The 14,341-nt window shown below is 29.5% G+C and carries 18 protein-coding genes; 7 read left to right on the top strand and 11 right to left on the bottom strand.

Annotation, left to right across the window (positions count from 1 at the left end):
- Nucleotides 1–3: 3 nt before the first annotated feature.
- The 5 genes from LRB30_RS00855 to mnmE are packed head-to-tail and all read right to left on the bottom strand — an operon-like array spanning nt 4 to nt 5,828.
- Nucleotides 4–879: a DUF58 domain-containing protein gene (locus LRB30_RS00855; RefSeq protein WP_231018628.1), complete on the bottom strand. Its 876-nt coding sequence runs from the start codon at nt 877–879 to the stop codon at nt 4–6.
- A gap of 14 nt (nt 880–893) precedes the next feature.
- Nucleotides 894–1,886 carry an AAA family ATPase gene (locus tag LRB30_RS00850; RefSeq protein ID WP_231014437.1) on the bottom strand — a complete coding sequence of 331 codons (993 nt, stop codon included), beginning with the start codon at nt 1,884–1,886 and terminating at the stop codon, nt 894–896.
- A 56-nt stretch (nt 1,887–1,942) separates the two neighbouring features.
- Nucleotides 1,943–2,569: a 16S rRNA (guanine(527)-N(7))-methyltransferase RsmG gene (gene rsmG / locus LRB30_RS00845; protein WP_231018627.1), complete on the bottom strand. Its 627-nt coding sequence runs from the start codon at nt 2,567–2,569 to the stop codon at nt 1,943–1,945.
- Entirely contained in the window at nt 2,566–4,431 is a 1,866-nt protein-coding gene (gene mnmG / locus LRB30_RS00840; protein WP_231014435.1) for a tRNA uridine-5-carboxymethylaminomethyl(34) synthesis enzyme MnmG, read from the bottom strand. Before mnmG ends, rsmG begins: the two co-directional genes overlap by 4 nt.
- 2 nt (nt 4,432–4,433) lie before the next feature.
- Nucleotides 4,434–5,828, bottom strand: a complete 1,395-nt coding sequence (mnmE, locus tag LRB30_RS00835; RefSeq protein ID WP_231018626.1) for a tRNA uridine-5-carboxymethylaminomethyl(34) synthesis GTPase MnmE — start codon at nt 5,826–5,828, stop codon at nt 4,434–4,436.
- An 83-nt stretch (nt 5,829–5,911) separates the two neighbouring features.
- Between mnmE and LRB30_RS00830 the strand changes: the two genes are divergently transcribed.
- The 5 genes from LRB30_RS00830 to csrA are packed head-to-tail and all read left to right on the top strand — an operon-like array spanning nt 5,912 to nt 10,220.
- Complete coding sequence (locus LRB30_RS00830) at nt 5,912–6,406, top strand: flagellar protein FlbF (protein WP_231014433.1); 495 nt, start codon at nt 5,912–5,914, stop codon at nt 6,404–6,406.
- Between the two features lie 11 nt (nt 6,407–6,417).
- Nucleotides 6,418–8,301 carry a flagellar hook-associated protein FlgK gene (flgK, locus tag LRB30_RS00825; RefSeq protein ID WP_231014431.1) on the top strand — a complete coding sequence of 628 codons (1,884 nt, stop codon included), beginning with the start codon at nt 6,418–6,420 and terminating at the stop codon, nt 8,299–8,301.
- A gap of 2 nt (nt 8,302–8,303) precedes the next feature.
- Nucleotides 8,304–9,578, top strand: coding sequence for a flagellar hook-associated protein 3 (locus LRB30_RS00820; RefSeq protein WP_231014429.1), 1,275 nt, complete (start codon nt 8,304–8,306; stop codon nt 9,576–9,578).
- Between the two features lies 1 nt (nt 9,579).
- A complete protein-coding gene (fliW, locus tag LRB30_RS00815) occupies nt 9,580–9,972 on the top strand; it encodes a flagellar assembly protein FliW (RefSeq protein ID WP_184107679.1) in 393 nt (130 codons plus the stop codon).
- A gap of 2 nt (nt 9,973–9,974) precedes the next feature.
- On the top strand, nt 9,975–10,220 hold the full coding sequence (gene csrA / locus LRB30_RS00810; RefSeq protein ID WP_014023437.1) for a carbon storage regulator CsrA: 246 nt from the start codon (nt 9,975–9,977) through the stop codon (nt 10,218–10,220).
- On the opposite strand, the gene tsaB is transcribed toward csrA, so the two are convergent.
- From tsaB to infC, 6 genes are all read right to left on the bottom strand, one after another.
- Nucleotides 10,204–10,860, bottom strand: coding sequence for a tRNA (adenosine(37)-N6)-threonylcarbamoyltransferase complex dimerization subunit type 1 TsaB (gene tsaB, locus LRB30_RS00805; RefSeq protein ID WP_231018625.1), 657 nt, complete (start codon nt 10,858–10,860; stop codon nt 10,204–10,206). The genes csrA and tsaB overlap by 17 nt on opposite strands.
- The gene (gene tsaE, locus LRB30_RS00800) at nt 10,853–11,266 is read right to left on the bottom strand and encodes a tRNA (adenosine(37)-N6)-threonylcarbamoyltransferase complex ATPase subunit type 1 TsaE (protein WP_231018623.1); all 414 of its coding nucleotides are present in this window, start codon (nt 11,264–11,266) and stop codon (nt 10,853–10,855) included. The genes tsaB and tsaE overlap by 8 nt, the downstream gene beginning before the upstream one ends.
- Nucleotides 11,263–11,523, bottom strand: coding sequence for a hypothetical protein (locus LRB30_RS00795; protein WP_231014481.1), 261 nt, complete (start codon nt 11,521–11,523; stop codon nt 11,263–11,265). Before LRB30_RS00795 ends, tsaE begins: the two co-directional genes overlap by 4 nt.
- A gap of 213 nt (nt 11,524–11,736) precedes the next feature.
- Complete coding sequence (gene rplT, locus LRB30_RS00790; RefSeq protein ID WP_231014480.1) at nt 11,737–12,084, bottom strand: 50S ribosomal protein L20; 348 nt, start codon at nt 12,082–12,084, stop codon at nt 11,737–11,739.
- Nucleotides 12,085–12,104: 20 nt separating this feature from the next.
- Nucleotides 12,105–12,305: a 50S ribosomal protein L35 gene (gene rpmI / locus LRB30_RS00785; RefSeq protein ID WP_008882757.1), complete on the bottom strand. Its 201-nt coding sequence runs from the start codon at nt 12,303–12,305 to the stop codon at nt 12,105–12,107.
- 26 nt (nt 12,306–12,331) lie between these two features.
- Nucleotides 12,332–12,892, bottom strand: coding sequence for a translation initiation factor IF-3 (gene infC / locus LRB30_RS00780; protein ID WP_231014479.1), 561 nt, complete (start codon nt 12,890–12,892; stop codon nt 12,332–12,334).
- A gap of 190 nt (nt 12,893–13,082) precedes the next feature.
- Between infC and LRB30_RS00775 the strand changes: the two genes are divergently transcribed.
- Nucleotides 13,083–13,736 (top strand): hypothetical protein, encoded by a 654-nt coding sequence (locus LRB30_RS00775; protein WP_231014478.1) that lies wholly within the window; start codon nt 13,083–13,085, stop codon nt 13,734–13,736.
- Between the two features lies 1 nt (nt 13,737).
- Nucleotides 13,738–14,341, top strand: a 604-nt coding sequence (locus LRB30_RS00770; protein WP_231018620.1) for a hypothetical protein, incomplete at its 3' end; no start/stop codon positions are given.

Raw genomic sequence — 14,341 nt, 5'->3', positions numbered from 1 at the left:
AATCTATTGTCCCTTTTTAAGAAGAATTTTGAGTTTTTTAAAAACATCTTCTTTAGTATCAATCTCAATAAAACTAATATTTTTTTTAATACATTCTTTTTTCCATTTTATTTTATCAAGCGTCCAATAGTTTTTATAACCACTTAATGTTGACTTGCTAAACCCTGAAACTAAAAAATTTTCTCCAGTTTCAATATCTTCACAAATCAAAGTCCCAATTTTAGGAAAATTTTCATCAAAAAAATCTGAAATTCTTATAGCAATAACATTGTGCCTCTTGCTCAAAACATTTAAAGATTTAAAATAAGTATTAGCTTTAAAATCAGAAATAATTATAACTAAAGATCTTTTTTTATAATATTCTGCCGTATTTTTAAAAATATAAGCCAAGCTGCTACCCGGCTTAAGATTTCTATTGATTGTTTCACTTAATATCAATCCCAAGTGTGAATGACCTTTGCTAGAGGGTATAAACTTATCTGTACCACTTGAAAAAAAAGTAACACCTATTTTATCATTATTAAAAAATGCCATATGTGCAAAAATAGAAACCAACAAATCCTGAACATCCTTTTTATTTACCTTGTCTCCCAAGCTCATGGAAAGTGAATTATCAACAAGAAGGTGAAGATTCATTCCCCTATCTTCTTTGAAAACCTTTGAAAAAATGCTATCGGCTTTTGAACTTACATTCCAATCAATAAATCTAGCATCATCAGAATCCTCATAAGGTCTAAATTCATGAAATTCAAGGCCAAGGCCTTTAAAAATTGAACGATAACCACCAAAATTAAGCTCTGAAAGCATTTTCCTTGAAAAAAACTTTAAAGTTTTTATCCTAGTTTTAGTACTACTACTTATCTCATTATCTTGTATCATCTCAAAATTATTTCCTAAGGAAGCGCCACAGCGAAAAGAAGCATTCTAATAATATCATCAATACTCATTTCCTCTACCTCTGCCTCATAAGATGGTGTAATTCTGTGCCTTAATACCCCGTAAGCAACGGCTTTGACATCTTCTGGTAAAACAAATATTCGCCCCTCATAAAGAGCATTAACGCGCGCACACTTTAATAAACTAAGAGAAGCCCTAGGAGATGCTCCAAATTCAATATATTTAGCAAACGGATAAGTTTTCTTATCTCTCTCACGAGATGCTGAGATTAAAGTAACAATGTAAAGCATTATTTTATCATCAACTTTTACTCTGCTAACTGTTCTCTTAATGTCAGCCAAAGAATAAGCATTCATCACCTTTGCAACTTTAATATTCTCAAGACGTCCATCTACTGAAAATATTTTCAAAAGCCGTACTTCATCTTGCACTGATGGATAATGAACATTAACTTTTAATAAAAATCTATCAAGTTGGGATTCTGGCAAATTATAAGTCCCCTCTTGCTCTATTGGATTTTGAGTAGCAAGAACAAAAAACGGATCCGGAAGTCTATGAGTTTCGTCCCCAAGAGTTACTTGTCTTTCTCCCATAGCTTCAAGAAGAGCAGACTGAACTTTTGCAGGGGCCCTGTTTATTTCATCTGCTAAAATAACATTTGAGAATACTGGCCCTTTTCTAACCTTAAAAGTGCCTGTAGCACTTTTATAAACCATATTACCAGTAAGGTCAGATGGCAAAAGATCTGGGGTAAACTGTATACGCTTAAATTCAAGATCAAGAACATCAGATACAGTTTGAATTGCAAGGGTCTTGGCAAGGCCCGGAACCCCTTCAAGCAAAACATGCCCATCTGTTAAAAGCCCCATTAAAATAGCATCTATCATTTCTTTTTGACCTAGAACTCTGCTTGCAACCTCTCTTCTAAATTTATTTATCAAATGTAACGCATTCTCTACTTCTGAATCTATCTGAAAACTATTCTTCATAATACTCCTAGTCAAAATCACTCTAAAAGATAAATTGGACTTAAAAGATAATAATATTATCTGTAAAACAAAACCAAATTTCTATCTACTCTCAATTTCAAATTTAAAGACTTTACTTCTATTTTACTAAATAAATTTTTAATTTGATTAACTTCAAGATTAATTCTATCAAATTTACCCTTATATGCCATAATCAATCCCCCGCTCTTTAAAAGATTTTTTAAAATTAATGCGTATTCATTCATACTTCTAAAAGCTCGAATTGTAATGAATTCATACTTCCTTTTTTCTCTTTCAATCTCATATTCTAAAATTTTTACATTTTCTAAATCAAGTTCTAATTTTATCATTTTTAAAAAAGTAGATTTTTTTTTACTTCTCTCTAAAAGATAATACTTTCTAGAAGTATCAAAAATAGCCAAAATAATGCCTGGAAATCCAGCACCACTTCCAACGTCAAGAACTTCAGAAGGATTAATCTCTTTAATAGTAGACAATCCTAAAAGAGAATCTATAACGTGTAGATTAAGAATAGAACTAAAATTGCTATTACTATTTGAAATTAGATTAAATCTAGTATTTAAAAGTAAAATTCTTTTTATATATAAATTTATTTTCTGAAGATCTTTGTAAGCAAACTGAAAATTATATTCTGAGAAAGCAAATTCAATATCACTTATCATAAAGAAAAATTTATAACTACCTTATTTTTAGGATTTGAAAAATATATTAACAAAACAGTAATATCTGTACTTCTTATTCCAGGAATTCGACTTGCTTGAGCAAGATTAGCTGGTTGGACCTTGGAAAATTTCTCTCTAGCTTCTCTTGAAAGGCCTTCAATAATCTCATAATTAAAATCAAATGGTAGCTTGACAAGCTCTAGATTATCAAGCCTTTTAATCAAATCTTTTTGTCTATTAATATAACCTTCATATTTAACATCTAATTCAACTTGCTCTAAAATTACTTTTGAATCATTTAAACTTGGATCAATCTTTATAAGATTATCCAAACTAATAGAAGGATCTTTTAAAATATGGTAAAAATCTTTACTAACATGTTTTTTTAATTGTTCATCAACAACATCTTTTAAGCTAAGGCGTCTTTGCTTTAAAAGCTCCTTTATCTCTTCAACTCTCCTCTCTTTAAAAAGATATCTTGAATACCTCTCCTCATCAACAAGTCCAAGATCATACCCAATCTTAATCAAACGCTTGTCACTAGTATCATGCCTTAAATTAAGTCTGTGCTCAGCTCTAGAGGTAAACATTCTATAAGGTTCTTTAGTGCCCTTGGTAACAAGATCGTCAATAAGAACTCCAATATAAGAGCTAGTTCTTGTTAAAATCATTGGCTTTTTATTTTGAAGCCTAAGAGCAGCATTAATTCCAGCCATTAAACCTTGCGCTGCTGCTTCTTCATATCCTGAAGAGCCATTGGTCTGGCCTGCTATAAAAAGTCCTTTGACTCTTTTACTCTCAAGATTTGGGTAAAGTTCAATTGGATTTATATAATCATACTCAACAGCATAACCAGGCCTTGTAATAACAGCATGCTCAAGGCCTTCAATACTGTTAATCAATTTTTGCTGAATATTTTCAGGCAAAGAAGAGCTAAGACCATTAAGATACATTTCCTCGGTATTAAACCCTTCAGGCTCAATAAAAATTTGATGCCTATCTTTATCTTTAAATTTCACTATTTTATCCTCAATAGAAGGGCAATATCTTGGACCATTGCCCACAATCTCACCAGAATAAAGAGGTGACAGATGCATATTTTCGCTAATTATTTCGTGAGTTTTTTTATTAGTATAGGTTACATAACATGAAAGTTGAGATTTGTCTAACTTGCCATTTGAAAAAGAGAAAGGAATAATGTCTGAATCTCCAAATTGAACCTCCGTCTTTGAAAAATCCACACTTTTTTTATGAATTCTTGCTGGAGTACCAGTTTTAAGCCTACCCATTTCAAATCCAAGACCAAGTAAAGTTTTATCAAGCCCATAAGCAGAAAATTCAGCAAGTCTACCCATATCGGCCCTATACTCACCAATAAATATTTTACCTCTAAGAAACGTCCCTGTTGTAAGCACCACAACGCTTGACCTAAACTTATTACCTCTCTCTGTAACAACACCTTCAATTTCATTTCTCATAGAATTAAGAAGAAAATCAACAACTGTATCTTGAAAAAGATCAAGATTGTCTTGACGCTCTAAAGTTTCTTTGGCCTTGGTTTGGTACATTAATTTATCAGCTTGAGCACGTGGAGCTTGAACTGCAGGACCACGACTTTTGTTTAAAACTCTAAACTGAATCATGCTAAAGTCAATAATACGGCCCATTTCACCACCAAGAGCATCAATTTCTCTAACCATATTGCCCTTAGCAAGCCCACCAATAGCAGGATTACAAGAAAGCTTGCCTATTGTATCTAAATTTTGAGTAATCATTAAAGTTTTAAAATTCAACCTTGAAAGAGCAAGAGCAGCTTCAATCCCCGCATGTCCTCCTCCAATAACAATTGCCTCAAAATCCATATTTATTTCCCCAAACAAAAATTCTTAAACATGTTGTCAAGAACATCTTCACTACTAACTTCTCCTGTTATTTCTCCCAAGCAGTTGATAATCTCATAAGCATCAAATGCTAACATATCATAACTTACTTGACGATCAATTTTTCTAAGTAAATCTAAAATCAAAGCATAGGCTTTCTCTAAAAGTTGCATCTGACGACTTGATGATATAATAATATCATCAAGTCCAATTTCGACTTTCTCATAAGAGATTAAAGCCTTTATTTTGTCATAAAGAATATCTATTCCTTCTAAATTTTTAGTACTAATCATTATTAAATTTGAAGAATTTAAAACCTTTGAGCGAACAAATTCTTCGGTGGACTTATTTATCTTTAAATCTATCTTATTTAAAACGAACAATATTTTACTATTAGACTTATTTGAATCAATAAATAAGAAATCATCCCTTGTTAAATTTGAACTAACATCAATCACATAAATTACTAAAGATGCTTCTTTTATTAAAGAATTACTTTTTTCAATTCCCAATCTCTCAACAAAATTGTCAGCATCTCTGAGTCCTGCTGTATCAAAAAGATTAAATAAAATACCGTCAAGCTCAAAACTTGCTTCAATATAATCTCTTGTAGTGCCTGGGTATGAAGAGACAATTGATCTATCTTTTTTGAGAAACAAATTAAATAACGAAGACTTTCCAGCATTAACAGAACCCGCTAAAACCAAAGTAACACCATTATCAATTTTTTCATAAATCTTATAGGAATTAATTAATTTTTTAAGTTCAGCTTTGCTACATAAAATTAAGTCAAAAGGAATGCTAATTTCATGATCATCAACCTCATAATCAAGATAAACACTAACAGCAGATAGAAAATTTAAAATATTTTTTTTTATTGTATCTATTTTAATAAATAAAGCTCCAGAAAGTTTATTAACTGCAAGAGAATAAGTTTTATTAGTTTTGGCAAAAACAATCTCATGAATTGCCTCTGCCTTTGTAAGATCAATTTTCTTAGCAAGAAATGCGCGCAAAGTAAATTCACCAGGTTTAGCCATCCTAAATCCACTTTTTAAAAACAAATCTATAATCTTTTTAATCCCAACCACAGAACCGTGCGCCATGACTTCAATAGCATCTTGCCCTGTAAAACTCTTTGGTGCTCGATATAAACAAACAACAACTTCATCAACCTTGCAATCATTCTCATTGTCTAATATATAACCATAATGAATCGTATTGCCAGACGCTGAATTGAGAGCTGAATGATTTGAAAATATTTTAGAAAATTTAGATATAGAAGAAGCACCGCTGCTACGAATCACACATAAAGCGCTACTTAAAAAAGGAGTTGCAAGAGCTACAATATCATCATCTCTCTCAAAAAACTTACTCATACTTTAATGTATTATAACACAATAAAAAAGACAAAATTGATTTGTAAATATGTTTATAATAGTTTATAATTAATTTTATAAAAATGAAAACAAAGCTTGAAATGGAACTAAGAGAAGTCTTAAAAAAAGAATTTCTTTTGGTAGAAGAAATATATAAGTCATACATAAAAATAAAAGAAAATATCGACAATAAAAATGAAACAGGACTTAAAGAGATTGCAAGCAACACAAAAATATTACTTGAAAGTTTTAAAGAAATTGAAAGTAAAAGAGACGAAATTTGGAAAAAATTCACCAAAAATGAAAACTTTAAGTCAACTTATGAAGCTGTAGAAAAATTGACCACAATTTACAAACAAGAAATATACGACTATCTACACAAATTGAAAATTGGAATACTTAATATCAAAAATTTAAACTACATAATACAAAACTATGTAAACACGTCCCTTGACATGTTGTCAATAATATTCCAAGATATCCAAGAAAGCGTAGAAAATGTAACTTACAAAAACCCTTATGGGCCAAAAATTGGATGCTCAAATAAAGCTTCCATTTTAATAAATAAAAAACTTTAAAGGAGTTTAGAGTGGATTCAACATTTTCAGGAATAGAAATTGGAAAAAGAAGTTTATTTGCACATAAAGATGCTATGAATACAGTTGGACACAATTTATCCAACGCTACAAAGCCCGGATATTCAAGACAAAGAGTAACAATGAAAAGCGAAATTCCTCTTTATGCTCCACAACTAAACAGAGCCAAAAAACAAGGGCAATTGGGCCAGGGAATCGTAGTTAAATCTATAGATAGAGTCAAAGATGAACTACTTAACACAAGAATCATTGAAGAATCACACCGACTAGGATATTGGACTTCACAAGACAAGTTCATATCAATATTAGAAGATGTTTATAACGAACCTGAGGATCAATCAATAAGAAAAAGATTAAATGATTTTTGGGAAAGTTGGCACGATCTGGCAAATCAACCACAAGGTTTAGCAGAAAGAAAAATAATTCTAGAAAGGGGCAAATCTTTTTGTGAAGGAATAAGAAATAGATTCCATTCACTTGAAAGAATTTACATAATGGCAAACGATGAAATAAAAATTACAACAGATGAAGCAAACAATTACATTAGAAACATTGCAAATCTTAATAAACAAATTTCAAAATCTCAAGCAATGAAAGACAATCCAAATGACTTAATGGATGCAAGAGACTTAATGGTTGAAAAATTGGGCAATATAATAAGCGTATCAATTGAAAATAAACAAGATCCAAATGAATTTTTAATCCACTCAGAAGGAAGGCACCTAGTACAAGGTTCAATTGCAAATGAATTTAAACTAGAAGCTACAAACGGGCCTACCAGAACTAGATGGAACATTTTATGGGCAAATAATGACAAAGCTTACCTTAAAACGGGCAAGCTAGGATCTTTACTTAACATAAGAGATGAAGAGATTAAAAATGAAATCAATGAACTAAATAATATAGCTGTCAACATTACAGAAATTGTTAACGAAATACATGAAGCAGGACATGGACTGGACAAAAAAAATGGAAGAAGCTTTTTTTCTCAAGAGCTAAAACTAACTGATGATCAGGGTAGATATGATGCTAACGGAAATGGTCAGTTTGATTCCGTTCATATTTTCAAAATTAAAAGCACAAACGAAATATTTCCAGAAGAAAAATTGGGATTTTACGGAACTCTTAAATTTGAAGCTATAAATAGCAATGAAATTGTAGAAATACCTTACAACGCTCCAGATACAGTTCAAGACGTAATAAATAGAATAAACAATTCCAACGCACAAGTTACAGCAAAAATTAACTCAGAAGGCAAGCTTGAAATCAAAGCGGTTAAAGAACAAGAAGATGAGAACATAACATTTAAAATCAAACATATAGAAGATTCTGGATCATTTCTAACAAAATATACAGGAACATTAAATGCATCTGGACCTGAGGGAGCTTATGATTATAAAAATATTGACACAACAGACAAATTGACGCCTAAATCAACCTATTCAATCTCGCCTCTAAAAAATCCTGCAGCATGGATAAAAGTTACAGACATAATAGACTCAGATCCTTCAAAAATAGCATCGGGAATTAAAAATCTAACAAATGGAATGTCCATTGGAGATAACCAAGCAGCACTGAGAATCTCCTCTTTTGGAAATTCTCAGATTATGATTGGCAAGAATTTAACACTAAATGACTACTTTGCAAATACAGCATCAAATATAGCAATAAAAGGACAAATTTCAGAAATCACAAAAGAAAGCCAATCTCAAATATTAAAAGATTTAACAGATCTAAGAATGTCTATTTCTGGAGTAAACAAAGATGAAGAACTTGCAAACATGATCGAATTTCAACAAGCATTTATTGCAGCAAGTAAATTTATCACTGTTTCTGTTGAACTAATAGACACAGTAATAAATAAAATGGGAGTATAAGTATGATAAATAGAGCAAGTCATCCATTAACATATGAAAATTTCAAAACCTCTTTAGCAGAACAAGAGTCTAAAATTACAAAACTTTTAGAAAACTTATACAAAGGCGGTAAAAGGATTGTAAAACTAAGAAACGATCCAACGGGCGTTACTCATGCAATAAGGCTAGATAACGACATATTTAAGCTTAATGTATACATAAAAAATATTGCTACTTCTAAAAGCAACCTGAGGTATACGGAAGGATATTTACAATCTCTTACAAATATTTTAACACGAGCTAAAGAAATTGCAATTCAGGGAGCAAGCGGAACTTATGAAGCAGATGACAAAAAAATGATATCAAAAGAAGTAAATGCTTTGCTTGAAGATGTTGTTGCAATAGCAAACGCTAAAGGGCCTGATGGATATAGCATATTCTCGGGGACTAAAATTGATAGCAAAGCGTTTAAGGTAACTAGAGAGAATAAAATAAGCAAAACAAGCAAAGACGGTGCAGGTCCCCAAATAATCAAAGTAGAATACAACGGCAACCAAGCTGAAAAAAAAACAGAAGTATACAATGACATTCATATGTCAAATAATTATCCTGGAAATGTTATATTTTTCTTACAAAACCAAAATATTGTCTCATCAATAAACACTAATGGATTTGTGGTAAAAGAAAATACAAAAATTTATATTGACAATATTGAGATAGGACTAACAGAAGGAGATACTGCTCTTGACATTGTTGCAAAAATCAATGAATCCTCAGCGCCTGTTGAAGCAAGCATTGATCCCGTTTTAAACTCATTGTCTATTAAAACTACAACTCCACACCAAATTTGGATAACAGAAGAAAAAGAATCAAATGTTTTACAAACACTCGGAATACTGACGAAAAACAATGATACTAAGCTGCCTCCTTACAATCTTTCTAGCAGTACAGAAGTTAGAAGCAGGTCTATTTTCGATGCGCTTATTGAGCTTAGAGACACACTTTACAATAACAAAGAAGAACTTGTTGGTAGTAGAAGCCTGGCAGAAATTGACGAGAGCTTAAAAAGATTGCTTATATCCGTTGCAGATCTTGGAGCAAAAGAAAATAGACTTGATAGAAGCTATGAAAGAATAAGCAAAGAAGCTGCAGATATGAAAGAAGATATGGTTCAATATACAGATCTTGATGTAACAAAAGCAATAACTAATTTAAATATGGCAAGCTTAGCTTATCAAGTATCTATAGGAATCTCTGCTAAAATAATGCAAACAACCCTATTAGATTTTATAAAATAGAATGATAGATGAAAAAAGTATAGAATTTGATTTTCCCGAAGGAATACTTGGATTTGAAAACATTAAAAAATTTATAATAAAAGACTCTAAATATAAACCTTTTTCTATTATGCAATCTATCAATAAAGACGTAAGTTTTTTGGTAACATCTCCTTTCAATTTTTTAAGTGAATACTTACCAAATATCCAGGAAAAAGATTGGTCAGACATTAAAGCAAAAGCAGAAGATGAAAAAGTTATACTATGCATAATTAATATGCATGTTAATGATTATAAAGACATTACAGCTAACCTAAAGGCACCAATCATAATAAACAAAAAAAAATTACTTGGAAAACAGGCTATATGCACAAACGAAAAATATTCACTACACCATAAAGTTTTCAAGGAATAAAGATGCTAGTATTGTCAAGAAAAGTAAATGAAAGTATTAAAATAAATTCTGATATTGAGGTTTTAATATTAGAAATAAAAAAAGATACTGTTAAAATAGCAATTAAAGCCCCTGAAAACATCAAAATATTTAGATCTGAAATTTATGAATTTATTATAGAAGAAAATAAAAAATCACTACTAAAAGACAAACACAATATAAGCAAAATTAAAAGCCTATTTAATCATTATTTCAAGAATGAAAATTAACCTCTGCATCACTTTGCCTTATGTAAAGAGGTCCCGATAAAATATCATCGCCTTTGCGATTTTTTAAGTATTTAGCTATCCCGAGCTCTGTCAAAGTTTTTCCAAACGAACTCAAATTCTCAATTATTTTAAATTTATAATTGAATTCTTTAAAAACATCCTCAAGATTGTTCCCAATAAGCACCGAATTTGGATCATCAATCTGATTTAAATGTTCAAATAAATCTTCCTTAGAAAAACAAAAAATCTTCCCTATCAATTCACAATTTTTATAATGCCCAAGAAAATATTTACCTGCAGTAAAAATTAATACAATTAAACTGGTGTTGTTTTTAACTAAATTTGCAAAAACATCTAATGTAGAAATATTAACAAAAGGAATAGAAAGACCTAAAGCAAGGCCTTTGACAAAACTTAAACTAATTCTAAGGCCAGTAAAAGAGCCAGGGCCACAAGAATTTATAATTAATTCAATTTGATTAAGATCTATATTATTTTTAATTACAAAATCATTGAAAATTTTTGGAACACTAAAATTAAAATTTGATTTAAGTTCAACCAATGAAAAATTCTTATGATTAATTCTACAATAAACTATTAATGCTTTATATGAATATTCAAATGCAAGTGTATTAATCATTAAATTCTACAACCCTACCTGAACCGAATATTCTAAAAGTTAAAGAAAATAATCTGTCTTTTGGAACAATGCTCAAAGCAATTTGTGGCCATTCAATAGCAATAATTGAATCAAGATCCATAAGTATTTCCAATCCCCCAACAAGCTCAAATTCTTCTAAAGAAGATACCCGATATAAATCAATGTGATAAAATTTAAAATCTATAAAATCATAAACATTAACAATGTTATAAGTTGGACTTGTAAAATAAGAAATTCCAAGGTTAAGGGAAAGTCCCTTTAAAAAACTAGTTTTTCCAGATCCCATATCACCACTTAAAACAAATATTTTGCCAATTGGCAAAGGATAAAAAAAAGATTTGGAAAAATTTATCATTTTTTTTTCTGATTTAAATTCTAAAATCAAGGAAGCTTACCTTTAAATTCTAAATCAATTACACACCTTTTAATTGCAACCATTAACTTTAACACAGGATAATTTAAAAGATCTATAAAATCGATAGTGACATGCTTTTCTCCTAAGGGTGTAGCTTCAATTACAAACTTGACTTTTTTGATTTCTAAGATGTCATTATACTTGTAAATAACATCAGCAAAATATACGTTTCTATAGTGTATAAAACTCTCTTGCTTTTCAATATTATTAAGAGAAATAAGCTGCACAATAATAATCCTTAAAATAAATTAAACTCCCAAAAAGCCAACATAAGAACATTTTTATTTAGCGCTATTTTTCAAGGCGGAATTTTTATTCTTAACCTCTGAATTGCTTTTGGCCATCATTGACTAAAAATCTTCAAATTCCTAAATTTTATGAGATGTCGCAAAAAAATAACTCTAATTCTTAAAATTAAACCTCCCAGGAGTTTCGATTTTTCATTTTCTTATTTCTAAAACAATTTTTTTAAAAGCTTCAATATCTTCAATCGCCAAATTAGACAAAATTTTTCTATTAATTTTTATATTAGATTTAAATAAACCCTCAATAAATCTTGAATAACTAACTCCAGTATCACTTAAAGCAGCCGAAATTCTTGAAATCCACAAACGTCTAAAATCTCTTTTTCTAACCTTTCTATCTCTTGTAGCATACATCATGCCTTTTCTTAAGGTATCCTTAGCTTTTTTATAATTGCTCTTTTTCGTACCCCAAAACCCTTTTGTTTTTTTTAAAATTCGCTTACGCCTTGCAACGTGAACTGTACCGTTTTTAGCCCTAGCCATATCTATCTCCTAAAATTATTTTAACCATACGGTAATAAAGTTTTAATTCTTTTAACTTCAAAACAAGAAAGATTGCCCGATTTCCTTAAATTTCTCTTACGCTTAGAAGATTTTTTTGTCAAAATATGCCTTAAATTTTGTTTTTTATGCTTAACTTTGCCATTTACAGTAAAAGAATACCTTTTTTTTGCACTTTTGCGTGTTTTCATTTTATTTGCCATTTCATCCCCTTTAATTTAATTAATATTTATTTTTTAAACTTAGGCGCTACAATCAAAAACATTGTTTTGCCTTCCATTTTAGCTGCAGATTCCAAAACATAATTCACATCCCCCACTTTTTCAAGAATGCTATTTAAGATACCATATCCTAAATATGTATGAGCAAGCTCACGCCCTCTAAATCTTATTGTAACTTTAACCTTATTACCATCTTTGAGAAAACCTAAAATATTTCTTGATTTAAAATCAAGGTCATGGGCATCTATCTTGGGTTGCATTCTGACTTCCTTAAGCTTAATTACTTTTTGATTTTTCTTTTGCTCTTTTTGACGCTTTTCTTGATGGAATTTATATTTTCCATAATCAATAATCTTGCAAACCGGAGGAGATACATTGGGAGAAACCTCAACCAAATCAAGTCCAGCTTCCTTTGCTTTTTTAATAGCATCTTCAATCGGCAAAACCTCTTGTGTTCCATTTTCAAAAACAACTCTTACCTCACGAGCCTTAATTCTGTAATTAATTTTCAATTCTTTGTCATTTGATCTGGACCTGTCCCTATCTCTATTAGCATTTCTATTTATCATCTAAAAAATATATACTCCTAAATCAATTAATAATTAATTTTATTATACATTCACTAAAAAGTAAATTCTAAGAATAATGTTTACAAAAAGTAATAAACTTAATAAAGTTGATAAAAAAATATTCAAATCACACAAGTTTTCAGTCAATCAATTGATTTAAAAAACGTTTAAAAGTAGAATTGTACTTACAATGAGTTTATTTTTATTAACAAGTCTGCCACTAATATTAAAAATTTACATGGATATTCGGTTAAAACAAAGTCAAACAAAGAATACACAAGCTCATGTTTTAGCAATATTTTTTGCAATAACAATGTTTTCTTTTCTTTATTTAACCCAAGAATTTATTCTATGTAGATCATTTGAATTAAATTACACATCAAGAATAAACCTAGGAATTTCAATATTTATCAAAGAGCATTTATACTACTATATATTCCCACTATTAATATTTATATTTTTTTTTACTCTAAATGAAAATTCTTTATTTAAAAAAGATTTAACAATTCTTATATATTTCACATCTGGACTAATATTTTCTAAAAACTTAGAAATAATAATTCTAAATAGCAAAATTTTTGGAATCTATGAATATATAGAATTACCAATACTTAATGCAATAGAGTTAATATTTTCAGCTACAATCTTTGAAAAGAAAATTAAAAAATGCCAAAAATACTCGACAAAAGAATACAAAATCATTCTTTTCCCCATTCTATTTTTAGGATTATTTATTGCAACCTTAAAAACATTAATTTTAACCAATATGAGCATCTATGCACTAATAATACTTGGTCTAGTTTTAACATATATAGCTATTAATAATAAGTATGCTGGAAAATAAAATGTCTGGCCCAAAAAAACTTATCATAGTAGCGCTTTTACTAGTTTCAACACAAGGATGCAAAGAATCTTCCATTATTGAAAAACAATTTAATTATGCAATTATTTTTTCAGATGCAACTGAATATTTTTTTGAAATTCAAAAAACTCCATTCATAAAAAACGAAATACTATTTATAAATGACAAAAATTTAGAAATTATAAAAGACAAACTTAAAACAACAAAAAAAATACTATTAACCCACAAATCAAATAACGAAATCCTAAATAACGAAATTCTAAAAGAGAAAATTTTTTATCTATCAAAAATAAAATTTTCTCTAAAAAAATCCATTGATTTTCTGCTTAACGAAAAATCAATAAACTTGCAAAATACATTACTATTTAGAGATAACTCTCTAAATAACGAAGACCTTGAATATTTGGGAAAAAAAGGCAAAGAAAAAAATGTTAATATTATCCTAATAAACGAAAAAAACATATCCTATATTCAAACATTCATTACTCCTCAAATAAAAACAATAATATTATTCTCTTTAAGGGATATTAATATTATTTTAAAAAAGATATTAAATTCGCCTTTTTTCAAAAATATAAAATTTGTAT

This window comes from Borreliella americana, assembly GCF_021043605.1.
Classification (GTDB): domain Bacteria; phylum Spirochaetota; class Spirochaetia; order Borreliales; family Borreliaceae; genus Borreliella; species Borreliella americana.
Note: the sequence above shows the minus strand (reverse complement) of the source record. Positions and strands in the feature narration are given on the sequence as shown.